Here is a 15,449-nt window from a genome sequence, read left to right on the forward strand (position 1 = left end):
TCCGATGAGGATCGTCTTCCCCGTGCTGGTTTAAGGCAGGACATCCGTCTTGACAGGAGTATCGTCCTACTCCCTAAACTGTACTGACTCGTCAGACTAGTTTGAGGTGGACATGGGATCCGACAAGACGGACAACGCGCCGGGTTCGGTTCAGCGGCGAGCGCTCGTGGTGGGCTCCGGCATGGCCGGGTGCGCGGCGGCGTGGTGGCTGGAGCACGAGGGATGGGAGGTCGTACTCGTCGACAAGGAGGTCGAGCCCTACCCCAGCAGCTACCTGCTGCAGCTGGACGCAGAGGCGGTCAAGGTCCTGCGGCTGATGGGCGGCGAGGAGATCATCAACGAGGTGACCTTCCCGGCACCGGAGATGTCGGTGCGCTGGGGCTCCCGCGGGGTTCGCGAGTTCAAGGTCGACGGCGGGAAGGACTGGCGGATCGCTCGCCGCGCGGCGCTGCTGAAGAAGGTCTTCGCCCACGTGCCGGCCACCGTCGAGACACGCCTGGGCGTCGGGGTAGAGGCCCTGGAGCACCGTGACGAGAACGTCCTGGCCCGGTTCGGCGATGGTTCTGCCGAGCCGTTCGACATGGTGGTCGGGGCGGACGGCGTGCACTCGACGGTGCGCCGACTGACCTTGGCCTCCGAAGAACAGAGCGTGTACCTCAACGGCCGGAGCCACGTATGGATCAACGCTGACGTGCCCATGCCCGAGGGGCGCGCGGTGATCGGCTCCCGCGAGGGGATGCTGTCGATGGTCTACCCGTTCCTGGACACCGACCAGACGTCGGTTATGGCTGTCGTTCCCGTTCCGGGCTCGACCGTGCCCGACACGCGGATGCTGGTCGATCGGGTCTGCGACGTGATCGAGCGGCTGGGGCCGGACATGCGCGAGATCGCGGTGGCGGCACGCAAGTCCGAGGACGTCAAGCTGACCAGGTTCTCGCAGGTCCGGTTGCCGCGCTGGTACACACGCCGGGTGGTGCTCCTGGGCGACTCCGCGCACTGCATCGATCCGGTGTCCGGGATGGGTGCGCACGCGTCCCTGCCGGGGGCCAAGGCGCTGGCCGAGGCCCTGCGGAGCACCGATGACCTCACGGTCGCCTTCGCCCGGTTCGAGGCCGAGATGCGGCCCTTCGCCCAGACGGCGCAGAGCATCACGGCTCGGGCGGTCGAGTACAGCACCGGGACACCGGGAGGCGGCCGGGCGGCCACCCTGCTCGGAGGTGCCGGAGACCTTGTGGGCACCCTCGGGGCGAGGCTGGCAAGATTCAACAGCCGCAGGAGCGCCGTACGGCGGGCTTGAGGCCCCGCCCCCGGCGGACCGACAGCGGTCATGAGGTCGCATCCACAGCCATCTGACGATGCCGCCACCGTACGTGAGAGAGGAATCGATGGGACGCACAGCAGGACGAGAGCCCGAGGACACCAAGCGCTTGATCCTGGATGCCGCGCGAGGCGTCGTCGCCAAGCAGGGGGCCCGGGCGACCCTTGATGACGTGGGTGCCATGGCGGGGCTGAGCCGCGGGGCTGTGATCTACCACTACAGTTCGAAGAACGCCCTGTGGACAGCCCTGGCCCACGACGTGCTCAGCCAGTTCCACCGGACGGTCCACGAGCAGTTGGAGGACGGCCGGGCGTCCGGGCGCCTGGCACGCGCCTTCATCCGCGCCTCGCTGGAGGGCGACAGGATTGATGCCGTCGGCGAGCGGTTGTTCCTGCTGGCCGCCCTCTCCGTTACCCCCGGGGTCCCCGAGATCCTGGCGGAGGACGGGGCCCGTTGGAAGGCCGAGATGGCCGAGGACGGACTCTCCCTGGGGGCCCGCGCCGTCATCCTCAGTGCCGTCGACGGCGTCGGCATGATGACCGGATGGGGGCTCAAGCCCGATCGTGCCGAGCTCGACGCCCTGCGCACTGAGCTGGAGAACCTCACCGTCTCCGGCTCCTAGCACCGCGCCGTACGCGTCGGTGGCTCCGGCTCGGTGCCGCCCGGGTGTCGCGTGAGCCTGCCGTGGCTCCTCGTCGAGCGGTGGTCTCGTGCGCGGTGAGTCCGGACACGGTGTCCCGGGCGGGCCCTGTTTCGCCGATCGGGTCGGTGCGGTCGACGCCGGGTCAGCGGTCGCGGAGCAGGACACGAGTGCCCGGGCCGGGGCCCTCCTGCCCCTCGTAGGCGTGGGCGGGCCCACGCTCGGCTCTGGGGCGCCTCTCCACCGCTGCCCGAACGGGCGCCCCCGGCGACGGTCACCGGAGCGGTCCTCATCACGGGTTCTCCACATCGTCCTTACCGTGGACAGCCCACACGATTTAAACTGTACTGACTCGTCAGTATAGTATTTGGTATATGACAGGTCAGAACGAACACGAACGGAGCACGACCATGAACAGTGCCAGCACCCGGTCCACCGACGTCGTCGTCGTCGGTGCCGGACTCTCCGGGCTCACTGCGGCGGACCAGCTCACCCGTGAGGGGTACGACACCGTCGTCATCGAAGGCCGGGACCGTGTCGGCGGCCGGGTCCGCGGGGCCGAGATCGCCGGGGTCCCCGTCGACGCCGGAGCGACCTGGGTTGCTCCGGGCCACACGGCGGTACGCGATCTCGCGAGCCGACTCGGCTACGAGTTCACCCCCCAGTTCCACCAGGGCAAGGGGGTCATCTCCTTCGGCGGCAGGCGCAGGGTCGAGAGCCTCACCGCCCTGGCCCCCTGGTCGATGCTCGACCTCGCGCGGATCATGAGCGTGCTGCAGAAGATGGTCGACGGCCTTCCCGTCTCCTCCCCCTGGGTACACCCCCGGGCCGACCAGTTCGACTCGATGTCCTTCGGCGAATGGCTGACCTCCAAGCATGCCCTGCAGGACACCCGCAAGTTCATGAACATGTTCAGCCTGGTGCACTGGGGAGCACCCGTCGACGACGTGTCCCTGTTCAACGTGATGCGGTACATCAAGACCCTGGGCGGCATCGATCACATGCTCTCCGTCGAGGGCGGCGACCAGCAGGACAGGATGCTGGCATCGATGTACTCCCTGGTCAGCAGGTTCGCCGAGACCCTGGAGGCGGAGGTGATCGTCGGCTCCCCGGTGGAGCGCGTCACCACGGCCGGTGACCGCGTCACGGTCGAGGCCGGCGAGCACACGATCCAGGCCCGGTACGTCGTCGTGACGGCCTCGCCGGTGCACCGCTCGACCATCGAGTTCACCCCCGCGCTCCCGGAGCCCCACTCCGGCCTCTCCCGCAGTTGGCAGCTGGGATCGCTCAGCAAGGCCTTCGTCGCCTACGAGCGCCCCTTCTGGCGGGATCGGGGGCTGTCCGGGGAGGGAATGTCCGATGATGAGACCGTCTTCCTGACCTTCGACGTCAGTCCCAACGCCGACGGCCCCGGCATCCTCATGGTCTTCTGCGACGGACGCGGCTTCGACGCCTACGACGAGGGTGAGCGCCGCCGCCGCGTCATGGAGCACCTCGTCCACCTGTACGGGGAGGCGGCGCGCTACAGCACCGACTACACCGACTTCTCCTGGGCCAACGACACGTTCGCGCCCGGCGGACCGAACCCGGCGGTCGCGCCGAAGGCGTGGACGTCCTTCGGGCGGTTCCTGCGTGAGCCGGTCGGGCGCGTGCACTGGGCGGGTACCGAGACGGCCGACGAGACGTCCGGCACCATGAACGGCGCGATCCTGTCGGGTCGGCGGGCGGCGACCGAGGTGGCCGCCCGACTGCACGCCGACCGGTAACGACACCGGCTCGGATCGGTCCTCGGCCTGCAACGCCCCCTGTCCGTTGTCCGTCCCACCGCACCCGATCGGCCTCAGGTCAGGGAGGCGACGGGATGCCGGATCAACACGGACAGGGGGCGGATCGCAAGCACGGCGATCGCCGGACGGCTACCGAAGCGCCCGGGAAGGGGCGGGAGTCCTCACCCCATCCCTCCGCAAGGGCTGGAGGGCAGCGACGTCACCTTCCCTTCCCCGACCTGACCGCGTTTCACCACCTGAAGGCGGCTCCGCCGCCTTCAGGTGAGCGGCGGCGAAATACCGGCGGGGTACCGGAGTGCCAACGTGGCAGACGGCTCGTGACCCCGGTGCGGCTCCGAGGAGCTGCCGCCGGTCGCCGCCCCCGGCTCGGCACGAGCCGTTCAGACGTCCACCGGGGACAGCGGTGGTCCAGGACCTCGCCGCGAACACTCAAGCGGGCGGGGGTGTGGTGCCAGAGCCCGCTCGCCGCAGTCGAAGCCTTCACGGGTCGCGGAGTCCGTTGGGCTCCGCAGGGTCCGTTCGTACAGCGCGCAGTCTGGACCGTAACCCGGGCTGGAGACCACCGAGGCTCAGGCGATCACGTCGACACCGCTGACGAAGCGGTTCCGGCCAAGATGCCGGGTTCCGTCCGAAGGCCCCGCTCCGGCGGCGCAGCCGCGGTCGGCTGCGGCGAGTACGCGCATGGAGGCGGGCACCCACCAGCGTGGAACGACCTTCCGACACCCAGGCCGGGCGCCGGACCACACCATTCACGACTGTGATCACCAGTTGTTGAGCACGCGCTCGCGGCGCGGACCCCCTGGCGGTGGTGCGGCCCGAGCGAACCCGGGAGCAGAGGCGCGGGCGAGCATCTCTTCCACCCTCAGGGAAGTCTTCCACCCCTCTGCGCCATCGGGCGTTCATCGTGGACGCCGGAATCCCCCTCGTGCCCACGCCAGCAAGAGGAGTACCCCGACGGCCGGTGGAACCCGGGCAGGCCCCTCAGGGCCGTCGACCGGCCGTCGGCGCCAGGACCGCCCCCGGGATCCACCAGCCGGTGGAAGGGGGTCAGTGCCCCTTGGACACGTCCAGCGTGCGGGGGGTCAGGAAGAACACCACGGTCGCCGCGACGAGCATGATCACCCCGCCCACACCGCTGACGAGCATCAGGCCGTGTACGAAGGCCTCTTGTGCCAGGGCCGCGGCCTGTGCCCCCTGCGGTCCGAGGGCGGCGAGCACCTGCAGGGCCCCGGCAAGGGACTCCTGCGCCACGGCGACCCCCTGCGCGTCCAGCCCCGCACCGGTGAGCACCGACGTCGGCAGTTCGGCGCGGTAGAGGGCGGCCGCGACGCTGCCCAGGACCGCCACGCCAAGCACGCTACCCAACTCGTAGGAGGTCTCCTCGATGGCCGCCGCGCTGCCCGCGTGCTCGGCGGGGGACCCCGACATGATGATCGCCGAGGCGATGGCCAACGACCCCATGCCCGCACCGAACAGCACCTGGGCGATGGCCACCGGCGCGTAGGCGAGCGGCTCGGGTGCGAAGGCCAGCGCCGCGAAGCCCAGGGCGAACAGCACCAGGCCGCCCACCAGCACGGTACGGGCGCCGACCCGCTGGGCCAAGACGGGCGCCAGCGGGGAGACCACGGCCGCGGCGACGGCCATCGGCAGCAGCCGCAGACCCGCCTGGAGCGGGGTCAGGCCCTGGACGAGCTGGAGCCACTGCGCCGCCAACAGCAGGGTGGACCCCAGGGCCAGCGTGGTGAACAGCGCGGCGAGCACACCGGCGGTGAAGGTGGGCGAGGCGAACAGACGCACCCGCAGCAGCGGCTCGTCTCGGCGCAGGCACCGCAGGACGAACCAGGTGAGGGCGGTCGCCGCCACCGCCAGCGCGGCCAGGGCGGGCACGTCGGCCAGCCCCTCCTTGGCCAGGCGTTTGACGGACCAGACCAGGGCCGCCATGCCCGCGATCGACAGCACGGTGGCCAGCGCGTCCCACCGGCCGGGACGGGGGTTGCGGGCCTCGGGCAGCAGGAACAGCCCCGCCACCACGGCCAGGGCCATGCAGGGCACGTTGACCAGGAACGCCGAGTGCCAGGAGAAGTGCTCCAACAGCAGCCCGCCCACGACCGGGCCCACCACCGCGCCCAGGGCCGCGACCGCCGACCACACCCCCAGGGCGCGGGCCCGCTCCCCAGGGTCGGTGAACATACTGCGGATCATGGACAGGGTCGAGGGCATGATCATCGCCCCGCCCACACCCAGCAGGGCACGCACGGCGATCACCGCCTCCGCGGACTCGGCGACCAGGATCAACAGGGAGGCCCCGCCGAAGATCGCGAAGCCCGTGAGAAGCGTCCTCCTGCGCCCCCACCGGTCGCCGAGCGTGCTCATGGTGACCAGCAGCCCCGCCAGGACCAGGGCGTAGACGTCCACGATCCACAACTGCTGGGCGGAGGTCGGCGCCAGCGCCGCGGTCATCTCGGGCAGGGCCACGTTGAGGATGGTCATGTCCATGACCACCACCAGCAGGCTGGCCGAGAGCACGGCCAGCGCGCTCCAGCGGCGCCGCGCTGACAGACCCTCGGCGGTGGGCGCGGTGGAGGGGTTCGATGTGCTCACGTCGTGTCCTTGGAGTCGATGCCCATCAGCGCAGTGATCGCCGCGCCCAGCTCTTCCTGGTCCAGGGGGGTGTCGTTGAGCAGGGCGTACAGGATGGCGCCGTCCATGTACACCGCCGTCGCCCGGGCCGCTCGCGGTGAGGTGTGGGCGGACAGGATCTCGGCCATGCTGTGGACCCACCGCCGCGACAGCGGCCTCAGGTCGGGCTCGTGCACCCCCGCGAAGTACAGGGCGTTCTCCCCCAGCACCCGGTCGCGATCGGCCAGGTAGAGACACAACTGTTCGGCGATGCCCTCCGGCGCTCCCCCGCAGGCGGCCACGGCCGCCGCGATCTCTTCGAGGTCCTCCTCGGTCTGCGCCGCGATGGCCTCCAAGGCCGCCACCCGCAGGTCGTCCAGGGTGGCGAAGTAGTAAGTGGTGGCCCCCAGCGGAACCTGTGCGCGCTCGGCGACCCGCCGATGGGTCAGGGCGGCCGGGCCGTGCTCGACCATCTCCTGCACTGCGGCCTCGACGATCGCCCGACGGCGGCCCTCGGGATCCTTGCGCGCGCTCATCCGCGGTTCCGGTGCGGTGCGGAGGCTGTGGTCAGACGCGGCATGGTGCGCTCCCCTCTCATTCAGTACAGATGTACAAGTACAAATGTACACAATGAAGAGGATGTCTCTGTGGGGTGCACAACAAGGTCGACGGTCCCCGCACCGTGTCCCGCCCGGGCACCCGTGGGCACAGCCCTGGGGAACCATCTGTCCAGGGGACCTCTGTTCCGATCGGTTACCGGCCCCGAGCACGGGAAAACCCCAGGTCAGACGGGGTAAACCCGTGGACTGACCTGGGGTTGGCGGCGCCGTGTGGCTCCTGGTGTGCTCGGCGGTTCGACTACCCGACCGAAGCCGAGATACCGCGTGGTAGTGCGGCGGTGGCCTCGGCCGCCGCCTTCGCCACGTCCGGGAACACCGACTGGTAGGTGTCCTGGGTGAAGTGCGTGGTCGCATGCCCCAGCTCGCTGGACACGATCCTCACGTCCGTCCCGGCGGCCAACGCCAACGAAGCCGCTCCGTGGCGCAGCCCGTGCAGCGCGAAGACCTTCTCCTTGCGCGCCAGACGGGATGGGTGGCACACACCTCCATGGGACGGCGCACTCCGACCTCGCCTGCTTCCCAGCACCGAAGCGCTGGTTTCCCCACGCCAGGAAGGCGCAGAGGCCTACAGTGCGCTTCTCCTCGCACGCGACAGAATCTATGGTTTTTCTGATAGACAAAATACCTACATTTCGCTACTGTGCCACATGAAGCTCGATTCCTGGCTCCGGCCTGACCGCGGTCTCTCATCCCGCCCTCAGGCCGGAGCCCTCGACGCGTCCAGCAGGATCAACGTCCAGTGAAAGGCCGACCCGCCCATGAGAATCCTCGTACTGCCCGGTGACGGCATTGGGCCGGAGATCACCGAAGCGACCCTGGACGTCCTGTACGCCGCGAACCGGACCCACTCCCTGAACCTGGACGTGGAGACCGCCGACATCGGCTTCGCCAGCCTGGAGGCGCAGGGAACCACCCTGCCCCAGGCGGTCATCGACCGGATCCCCGAGGTCGACGGTGTGGTGTTGGGCCCTGTGCAGCACTTCGACTACCCCGACAGGGCTGCGGGAGGCCTGAACCCCTCCGCGGAACTGCGCACCCGTTTCCAGCTCTTCGCCAACATCCGGCCCTGCCGCTCCCACCCGGACCTGAGCGTCCTGCGCCACCCCATGGACCTGGTGATCGTGCGGGAGAACACCGAGGGCTTCTACTCCGACCGCAACATGTACGCGGGCGGCGGGGAGTTCATGCCCGACGAGGACACCGCCTTCAGCATCCGCAAGGTGACCGCCAGGGCCTCCGAACGGGTGGCCCGCGCCGCGTTCGAACTCGCGCGGGGACGCCGGAGGAAGGTCACGGCCGTCCACAAGGCCAACGTCGTCAAGCTCTCCGACGGGCTGTTCCTGCGCGAGGTGCGCAAGGTCGCCCAGGACTACCCCGACGTCGAACTGGAGGAGCTGATCGTCGACGCCGCCGCGGCACTGCTCATCCGGCGCCCGCACACCTTCGACGTGCTGGTCACCACCAACATGTTCGGGGACATCCTCTCCGACGAGGCCTCGGAGCTCTCGGGCAGCCTGGGACTCGGAGGGTCCCTCAACGCCGGAACCGACATCGGCGTGGCCCAGGCCCAGCACGGCTCGGCCCCCGACATCGCGGGCAAGGGCGTGGCCAACCCGACCTCGCTGATCCTGTCGGCCGCGATGCTCCTGGACTGGCGCGGTCGCAGGGACGACGACACCGCACTGACCAAGGCCGCCGCCACGATCGAAGCCGCGGTACAGAGCACGGTCTCGAACCCCTCGACCCGCACCAGGGACATCGGCGGGGAGCTGGGGACGGCCAGGTTCACCGCGAGCGTCATCGAGGCGATCGAGCACTCCACCGTTGCCGCCAACTGAGCGAGAGGCCGGATAAGCACATGCCGACCAGTACCAACCCCCACACGGGAACAGAACTCGCCACCCACGACTTCCACTCCCCCGCCCAGGTGGAGGCCGCGCTGGACGCGGCGGTCGAAGCCCAGCGCCGCTGGCGGACGGTCCCCGTCCCCCAGCGCGCCGAACTCCTCGTCTCCGTGGCACGGGTGCTGCGTGAGGGGCGGGAGCACTACGCCCGCACCATCACCCTGGAGATGGGCAAGCCCGTCACCGAGGCGCGGGCCGAGGTCGACAAGTCCGCCCGCACCCTGGAGTTCTACGCCGACAACGCCGAGCGCTTCCTGGCGTTCGAGGAGATCGCCTCCGACGCGGAGCACAGCGGGGTCAGGTTCGACCCCCTCGGCGTGGTCCTGGCGATCATGCCCTGGAACTACCCCTTCTGGCAGTTCTTCCGCTTCGCGGCGCCGGCGCTGGCCGCGGGCAACGCCGCCGTGCTCAAACACGCCAACAACGTGCCCGGCTGCGCCCTGATGCTCCAGGAGATCATGGACCGGGCCGGTACGCCCCGGGGCCTGTTCTCCTCACTTTTGGTGGACACCCCCGCGGTGGCGCCGCTCATCGCGGACGACCGGATCGCCGCGGTCACCTTCACCGGGTCGACCCAGGTCGGGGCGATCATCGCCTCCCAGGCCGGGGCCGCGCTGAAGAAGCAGGTCCTGGAGCTGGGGGGCTCGGACCCCTTCATCGTGCTGGCCGACGCCGACCTGGAGGCCGCCGCCGCCACCGCCGCCCGGTCGCGCTTCAACACGGTCGGCCAGAGCTGCGTCAACGCCAAGCGCTTCCTGGTGGTGGAGTCGGTCGCCGACCGCTTCGTCGAACTCTTCGTCGAGGAGGTGCGCGCACTGGTGTGCGGCGACCCCCTGGAGGAGGCCACGCAGATCGGACCGATGGCCCGGGCCAACCTCCGCGACACCCTGCACGACCAGGTGCGGCGCACCGTCGAGGCGGGTGCCAAGCTTCTCGTGGGAGGCGAGGTCCCCGCCGGACCGGGATTCCACTACCCGCCCACCGTGCTGGACCACGTCAGCACGGACACCGCGGCCTTCACCGAGGAGACATTCGGCCCCGTCGCCGCGGTGACGCGCGTGGCCGACGCCGGGGAGGCCGTGCGGCTGGCCAACGCCAGCGAGTACGGGCTGGGCGCCGCGATCTGGACGCGCGACTCCGCCCTGGGGCAGGAGCTGGCGACCGGGATCGAGGCCGGGGCGGTGTTCGTCAACGGCCAGGTCGCCTCCGACCCCCGGCTGCCCTTCGGCGGTATCAAGAAGTCCGGCTACGGCCGGGAGCTCTCGGTGTACGGCATCCGTGAGTTCGTCAACGTCAAGACCCTTTGGATCGGATCGGCGCACCAGTGACCTCGCACATCTCCTCCCAGCCGGTGCACGTGCTGCGGCCGGACGAGCTTCCCGCCAAGAACCGGGGCGCGGGGGCCACGACCGTGCCCCTGGTGACCTACGCCCGGGGAGCCACGTCCTTCCTCAACGGTATGACGACCTTCGGGCCGGGCGCCGCGATCGGCCACCACACCCACAACGTGGTGGAGTCGGTCATGGTGATCCAGGGACGGGCGATCGTCGACATCGACGGCGAACGCACCGAGCTGCGCACCTTCGACACCACCCTGGTTCCGGCCAACGTTCCCCACCACTTCGAGAACGCCTCCGGCACCGAGCCCATGCGCATCCTGTGGACCTACGCATCGGTGGACGCGACCCGCACCCTCCTGGACTCCGGCGAACACGGTCGTATCGACGGCGAGTCCACGGGCGCCCAGGACGGCGTGCGCGCCGCCGACGCGGTGGTCGAGGTCGCCGAACTGCACGTGCTGCCCGGACACGAGCGGGCCTTCGAGGAGGCGGTCGCCGAGGCCGCGACGTTGTTCCAGCGGGCAGCCGGGGCGCGGAGCATGGCACTGGAGAGGTCGCACGAGGACCCCTCGCACTACCGTCTGGTCGTGCGGTGGGAGTCCGTCGCCGACCACACGGAGGGCTTTCGCCGCTCGCGGGCCTTCGCCCGCTGGCGGGAGCTCGTCGGTGAGCACTTGGCCGCCGACCCCAGCGCCCAGCACTTCCGCAACGTGCTGACGGCTTTCTGACCGGCCCGCAACCCACCGCGAAGAAGGGCCCGGCCCCGGGATCAGCGACCCGGGGCCGGGCCCCTGATCGTTGACGGACCCCTCGGTGAAGGGACCGCTCCCCCGCACGTGGTCCGCGTCAGGGCTCGGTCGTCTTCTCCTCGCTGACGGTCTCCAGGTGTTGGCGCAGGTACTCCGAGGCCTCCGGGAGGCGGTCCTCCAACAGGAGGTCGGCCAGGCGGACGTGCTCGCGGCAGCGGACCACCGCGCGTTCGGGGACCAGGGCGCGCCGGTACTCGATCAGCCTGCGCAGGCGGTTGATGCGGGCCAGGCTCTCGACGAAGAAGTCGTTGCGGCTGCCCAGGGTGATCGTCTCGTGGATACGGGAGTTGAGGTCGAACAGCTCCGCGCCGGAGACCTCGTGGACGCGCCCGCCGACCAGCTCCTGCTGCTCCCTGCGCCGCTGGAGCAGGGCGGTGCGGTCGACGGAGTAACCGGGTTCGAGGATGGCCGCCGGTTCCACCAGCAGACGGAAGCGGTAGCTGGCCCGGTAGGACTCCAACGAGGTCAGCACGGGCGAGAACTCCCACCCGTATCCGGGGAGCGCCTCGATCCAGCCCTCGGTGGAGATGCGCCGCAGTACCGGGGCGAGCTGCCCGCGGGTGACGTCATAACGCCTCAGCAGCGCGTTCTCGGTCACCTGGCGGGGCAGCTCGGACTGGAGGAGGTCCTCGGCGATGCGCGTGTACAGCTTCTCGCTCTGCGCGTCGTAGGCGGGCGGGGCGGGAGGGGCCGGGGCGCTGGCCGCACCGGAGACCACGTACCCGCCCCGGTCGGTCCGGGAGACCATCCCCTCCCGTTCCAACTCCTGGAGGGCACGCCGCACCGGTGAACGGGAGACCCGGAGCCTCTCGGCCAGGGTCCTCTCCACCAGGCGGGTGCCCTCCTTGAGCCCCTCGTCGCTGATGTGGGACAGCAACTGCTGTCGGATGAGGCCGATGAGAGGCGTGGAACCCCGGTTCGCGCTGTCCGCCATCGGCCTCTCTCCTTCGCTGTCAGTCCTCGCGCTCCCCCGCGGGCACGGCGGGGGCGTGCCGGTCGTCGGCACCGGATGCGGGGCGACCGCGCCGCAGGGTGAGGACCGCCACCACCGCGATGCCCGCCAGCAGCAGGGAGTACAGCCCGATGGTGAACGGGCTGTCGACGAAGAACAGCGGATCGCCCTGGCCCGCGCTGACGGACCTGCGGAACTCGGTCTCGGCCAGGGGCCCGAGGATGACGCCGATGAGGACCGGTGCCAGCGGCAGGTCGAAACGGCGCATCATGAACCCGAGCAGCCCCAGCAGGACCAGAAGCACCAGGTCGGCCACGGAGGAGCTGATCGAGTATACCCCCAGCACGGCCAGGACCCCGATGCCCGCGTACAGGAAGGGGGCGGGCACCTTGAGCAGGTTGGCCCACAGGGGCGCGAAGGGCAGGTTGAGCGCCAGCAGGACGAACAGGCCCAGGAACAGGCTGGCGAGCAGGGCCCAGACGATGTCGCCGCTGCGCTCGAAGAGCAGTGGGCCGGGCTGCATCCCGTACTGCCGGAACGCGGCGAGCATGATGGCGGCGGTCGCCGACGTGGGCAGGCCGATGGCCAGGAGTGCCCCCATCGCGCTGGCGGCGGTGGCGTTTCCGGAGGCCTCGGGGCCCGCCACTCCCTGGATGGACCCCTTGCCTCCGAAGTCCGTGTCCCCCCTGCGCCTGGCCAGGCGCTTCTCCACCGAGTAGGCCAGGAACGAGGGCACCTCAGCGCCGCCCGCGGGGATGGTGCCGAAGGGGACGCCGATGACGGTACCGCGCAGCCAGGCGGGAAGGGCCTGGCGGATCTCGGTGCGGGTCAGCCACGGGCGCCCCGAACCGATGGCCCGCTCGCGGCCCTGGCGGCGGTGGATCCTGGAGGCCAGGAAGAACACCTCGCCCAGAGCGAGGAGGCCGACGGTGACCACGACGATGGAGATCCCGTCGAAGAGGTGGGGAATGCCCAGGGTCAGGCGCGAGGTCCCCGAGACGCCGTCGATGCCCACCAGGGCGATGAGCAGGCCGATCGAGAGGGAGGCCACGCCCTTGACGAAGGACTCGGCCACGACCCAGGAGATGGCGACGAAGGCGAACAGGGCCAGTGCGAAGTACTCGGCGGGGCCGAACATCGCCGCCATGCGGATGATGTACGGGGCCAGGATGACGACGAGGGTGGTGGCGATCAGTCCGCCGGTGAACGCGCCCAGCGCCGACGTGGCCAGGGCCTTGGCCCCCCGGCCGTCCAGGGCCATGCGGTGGCCCTCGATGGACCCGGCGATCGCGGTGGCGTTGCCCGGGGTGTTGAGCAGGATCCCCGCGATGGAGTCACCGAACAGGCCGCCGTAGTAGACACCGGCGAACATGATCAGGGCTCCGGTGGGCTCCAGGGCGAAGGTGACCGGCAGCAGCAGGGCTACGGCCATGGCCGAACCCAGACCAGGGAGAACGCCCACGGCGGTGCCCAGGACGGCGCCGAGGAGAAGCCAGAGCAGGTTCATCGGCGTCAGGGCGGCGGCGAAGCCGCCGAGGAGGTCGTTCAGCTGATCCATGAGAAGAGACCTCCGATGACGCCCGCGGGCAGGTTCAGACCGAGGCCGGTGGAGAAGGCGATCTGGACCGCGCAGGAGAAGACCAGGGCCACGGCGGCGTTCAGGGCGTGGTTCCTGGTGCCCAGGGCGAAGCTGACCACCCAGAACAGGGCGGCCGCGCTCAGGATCCAGCCCACCGGGCGCAGCACGGCGAGGAAGACGACGAAGGAGAGGACGACCAGGAGGAGGGTGCGCCAGTCCACCCGGGTGTCCGCGGCCTGTTCCGGCTCAGGAGGCGCCGCGGGGGCGGGCGCGGAGGAGGCTGACCGGCGCCGTTCCCGCGTCACGACGCGCACGGTGACGCCGACGCCGCTGAGGCACAGCAGCATCGCGACGATCGCGGGGAAGGCCTGGGGCCCCGGGCTGGAGTCACCGATGACGTCCATGGTCACGGTGTTGTAGGCGCAGAAGGCCGAGAGCGAGAACAGGACTGCTGCGACGACCAGTTCGCCGTAGTCGCGTCTGCCGGTCCGCGGGGCCTGCTCCACAGGCGTTTCGTTCGACAAGGCGGTCACTGTGCCCCTCCAGAGAGAAGTTCGCGGGTGGTGGCGACCTCGTCGTCGATGAATTCCGTATAGTCCTGACCGGTCAGCACGGTCTGCTGCCACTGGTTGCGCTCGACCGCGCTCCGCCACTCGCCGGTCTGGAGCAACTCGGCGATGATCTGTTCCAGTTCGGCTGCCTGGTCCTCGCTGATGCCGGGGGGCGCAACGAAACCGCGCCAGTTGGACGTCACCGTGTCGATGCCCTGTTCACGGAAGGTCGGCAGGTCGATGCCGTCGACGCGCTCGGGCGCCGTGGTACCGATGCCGTTCATGTTCCCGGCCCGGATCTGGTCGCTGAGCTCGGCGTAGCCGGAGACACCGGCAGCGGCGGTGCCGGACAACAGGGCGCCCAGCACCTCTCCGCCACCTGAGTAGGCGATGTAGTTGACCTCGTCCGTGGGGATGCCGACCGCGTCGGCCAACGCCAGGATCGCGAGGTGGTCGGTGTTGCCCAGCGCGCCTCCGGCGATGGGGTGCCCCTGGGGGTCGTCCTTCCACGCCTGGAGGAACTCCGCCGCTTCCGCGGGGTCGTAAGGGGACGACGCGGGGGTCACGATCACCGGGTAGTCCGTCGTCACCGTGCTGACGGGGGTGACGTCTTCCAGGGTGACCGAGCTGTCGGTGACCTCGACACCGCCGACCATGGCCGAACCGACGACCAGGAGCACGTCGTCGCGGTCGTCCATCTCGACCAGTGTCTGCAAGCCCACCGTCCCCGACGCTCCGGGGATGTTGAGGACCTGGACGTTGCCGGAGATGCCGTTGGCCCGCAGGGCCTGCTGCGTCTCGCGGGCCAGGAGGTCGTATCCGCCGCCCGCCGCGCCGGGAACGAGGATGGTCAGACTGCTTCTGGGCCCTCCCTCGTCCTGGGTGGTCGCCGCGTCGGCGAACGCGACGGGGACTGTGACGGCGAGCGCGGCGGCGAGGACCGCGCTCCGCATACTGAGCTTCATCGTGGGTGGAGCCTCCCGGTCAAACGGACAGGTCAGGCGGGGGATGGCGCCGGGACCCTCAAGTATTTTTGGTACTATGTCACTACGAAATGCCAAAAGCAAGCCTTTGGTGTGATCTCTGAAACAACCCCGCATCACGCGTGACACAGAGGGCAACCGACCGGACACCCCCTCACTACAGGCAGGCGCTTCCCCGACAGCCCCTCGAAAGGCCCGCCGGTCGCCTCACCAGGGGCAGGGGCCACAGGGGCTCGCCGGGAACGCGGCCTTCCCCGCGGCGAGCGCGACTCTCCCCGGAGGCGCATCCGCCGGGCATGGACGCCCCTTCACCCCCGCCTTCGCCGCTTCACCTGCCACCGCGCGAA

Annotated in this window: 12 protein-coding genes and 1 pseudogene; 6 read left to right on the forward strand and 7 right to left on the reverse strand. The window is 70.1% G+C overall.

Features of this window, described 5'->3' with window-relative positions; genetic code table 11:
* The first annotated feature begins 112 nt into the window (after positions 1-112).
* From ACSIH6_RS33370 to ACSIH6_RS33380, 3 genes are all read left to right on the forward strand, one after another.
* Positions 113-1,297 carry an FAD-dependent oxidoreductase gene (locus ACSIH6_RS33370; RefSeq protein ID WP_435112335.1) on the forward strand — a complete coding sequence of 395 codons (1,185 nt, stop codon included), beginning with the start codon at positions 113-115 and terminating at the stop codon, positions 1,295-1,297.
* Between the two features lie 88 nt (positions 1,298-1,385).
* On the forward strand, positions 1,386-1,940 hold the full coding sequence (locus ACSIH6_RS33375; RefSeq protein WP_435112336.1) for a TetR/AcrR family transcriptional regulator: 555 nt from the start codon (positions 1,386-1,388) through the stop codon (positions 1,938-1,940).
* Between the two features lie 428 nt (positions 1,941-2,368).
* Positions 2,369-3,724, forward strand: a complete 1,356-nt coding sequence (locus tag ACSIH6_RS33380) for a flavin monoamine oxidase family protein (protein ID WP_435112337.1) — start codon at positions 2,369-2,371, stop codon at positions 3,722-3,724.
* 1,068 nt (positions 3,725-4,792) lie between these two features.
* Here ACSIH6_RS33380 and ACSIH6_RS33385 read toward each other — a convergent pair.
* From ACSIH6_RS33385 to ACSIH6_RS33395, 3 genes and pseudogenes are all read right to left on the reverse strand, one after another.
* Positions 4,793-6,346, reverse strand: coding sequence for an MFS transporter (locus tag ACSIH6_RS33385; protein ID WP_435112338.1), 1,554 nt, complete (start codon positions 6,344-6,346; stop codon positions 4,793-4,795).
* Positions 6,343-6,900 carry a TetR/AcrR family transcriptional regulator gene (locus ACSIH6_RS33390; RefSeq protein WP_435112339.1) on the reverse strand — a complete coding sequence of 186 codons (558 nt, stop codon included), beginning with the start codon at positions 6,898-6,900 and terminating at the stop codon, positions 6,343-6,345. Before ACSIH6_RS33390 ends, ACSIH6_RS33385 begins: the two co-directional genes overlap by 4 nt.
* 322 nt (positions 6,901-7,222) lie before the next feature.
* Positions 7,223-7,420, reverse strand: a pseudogene (locus ACSIH6_RS33395) (tyrosine-type recombinase/integrase); the annotation flags it as partial.
* Between the two features lie 322 nt (positions 7,421-7,742).
* Between ACSIH6_RS33395 and ACSIH6_RS33400 the strand changes: the two are divergent.
* From ACSIH6_RS33400 to ACSIH6_RS33410, 3 genes are read left to right on the forward strand one after another with little or no spacing between them, the layout of a single operon-like run.
* Positions 7,743-8,822, forward strand: a complete 1,080-nt coding sequence (locus ACSIH6_RS33400) for an isocitrate/isopropylmalate dehydrogenase family protein (protein WP_435112340.1) — start codon at positions 7,743-7,745, stop codon at positions 8,820-8,822.
* Between the two features lie 20 nt (positions 8,823-8,842).
* A complete protein-coding gene (locus ACSIH6_RS33405) occupies positions 8,843-10,216 on the forward strand; it encodes an NAD-dependent succinate-semialdehyde dehydrogenase (RefSeq protein ID WP_435112341.1) in 1,374 nt (457 codons plus the stop codon).
* Positions 10,213-10,956, forward strand: a complete 744-nt coding sequence (locus tag ACSIH6_RS33410) for a cupin domain-containing protein (protein WP_435112342.1) — start codon at positions 10,213-10,215, stop codon at positions 10,954-10,956. The genes ACSIH6_RS33405 and ACSIH6_RS33410 overlap by 4 nt, the downstream gene beginning before the upstream one ends.
* Before the next feature lie 118 nt (positions 10,957-11,074).
* Here ACSIH6_RS33410 and ACSIH6_RS33415 read toward each other — a convergent pair whose 3' ends face one another.
* Genes ACSIH6_RS33415 through ACSIH6_RS33430 form a run of 4 tightly spaced genes read right to left on the reverse strand, consistent with a single transcriptional unit; the run spans position 11,075 to position 15,084 of the window.
* Positions 11,075-11,971, reverse strand: coding sequence for a GntR family transcriptional regulator (locus ACSIH6_RS33415; RefSeq protein WP_435112343.1), 897 nt, complete (start codon positions 11,969-11,971; stop codon positions 11,075-11,077).
* A 19-nt stretch (positions 11,972-11,990) separates the two neighbouring features.
* Positions 11,991-13,547 carry a tripartite tricarboxylate transporter permease gene (locus tag ACSIH6_RS33420; protein ID WP_435112344.1) on the reverse strand — a complete coding sequence of 519 codons (1,557 nt, stop codon included), beginning with the start codon at positions 13,545-13,547 and terminating at the stop codon, positions 11,991-11,993.
* On the reverse strand, positions 13,535-14,092 hold the full coding sequence (locus ACSIH6_RS33425) for a tripartite tricarboxylate transporter TctB family protein (protein ID WP_435112345.1): 558 nt from the start codon (positions 14,090-14,092) through the stop codon (positions 13,535-13,537). The genes ACSIH6_RS33420 and ACSIH6_RS33425 overlap by 13 nt, the downstream gene beginning before the upstream one ends.
* A gap of 5 nt (positions 14,093-14,097) precedes the next feature.
* Positions 14,098-15,084 (reverse strand): Bug family tripartite tricarboxylate transporter substrate binding protein, encoded by a 987-nt coding sequence (locus ACSIH6_RS33430; protein ID WP_435112346.1) that lies wholly within the window; start codon positions 15,082-15,084, stop codon positions 14,098-14,100.
* Between the last annotated feature and the right edge of the window lie 365 nt (positions 15,085-15,449).

Origin of the sequence: Nocardiopsis synnemataformans, from assembly GCF_965343085.1 — a bacterium.
In the GTDB taxonomy this organism is placed as follows: Bacteria; Actinomycetota; Actinomycetes; order Streptosporangiales; family Streptosporangiaceae; genus Nocardiopsis; species Nocardiopsis alborubida.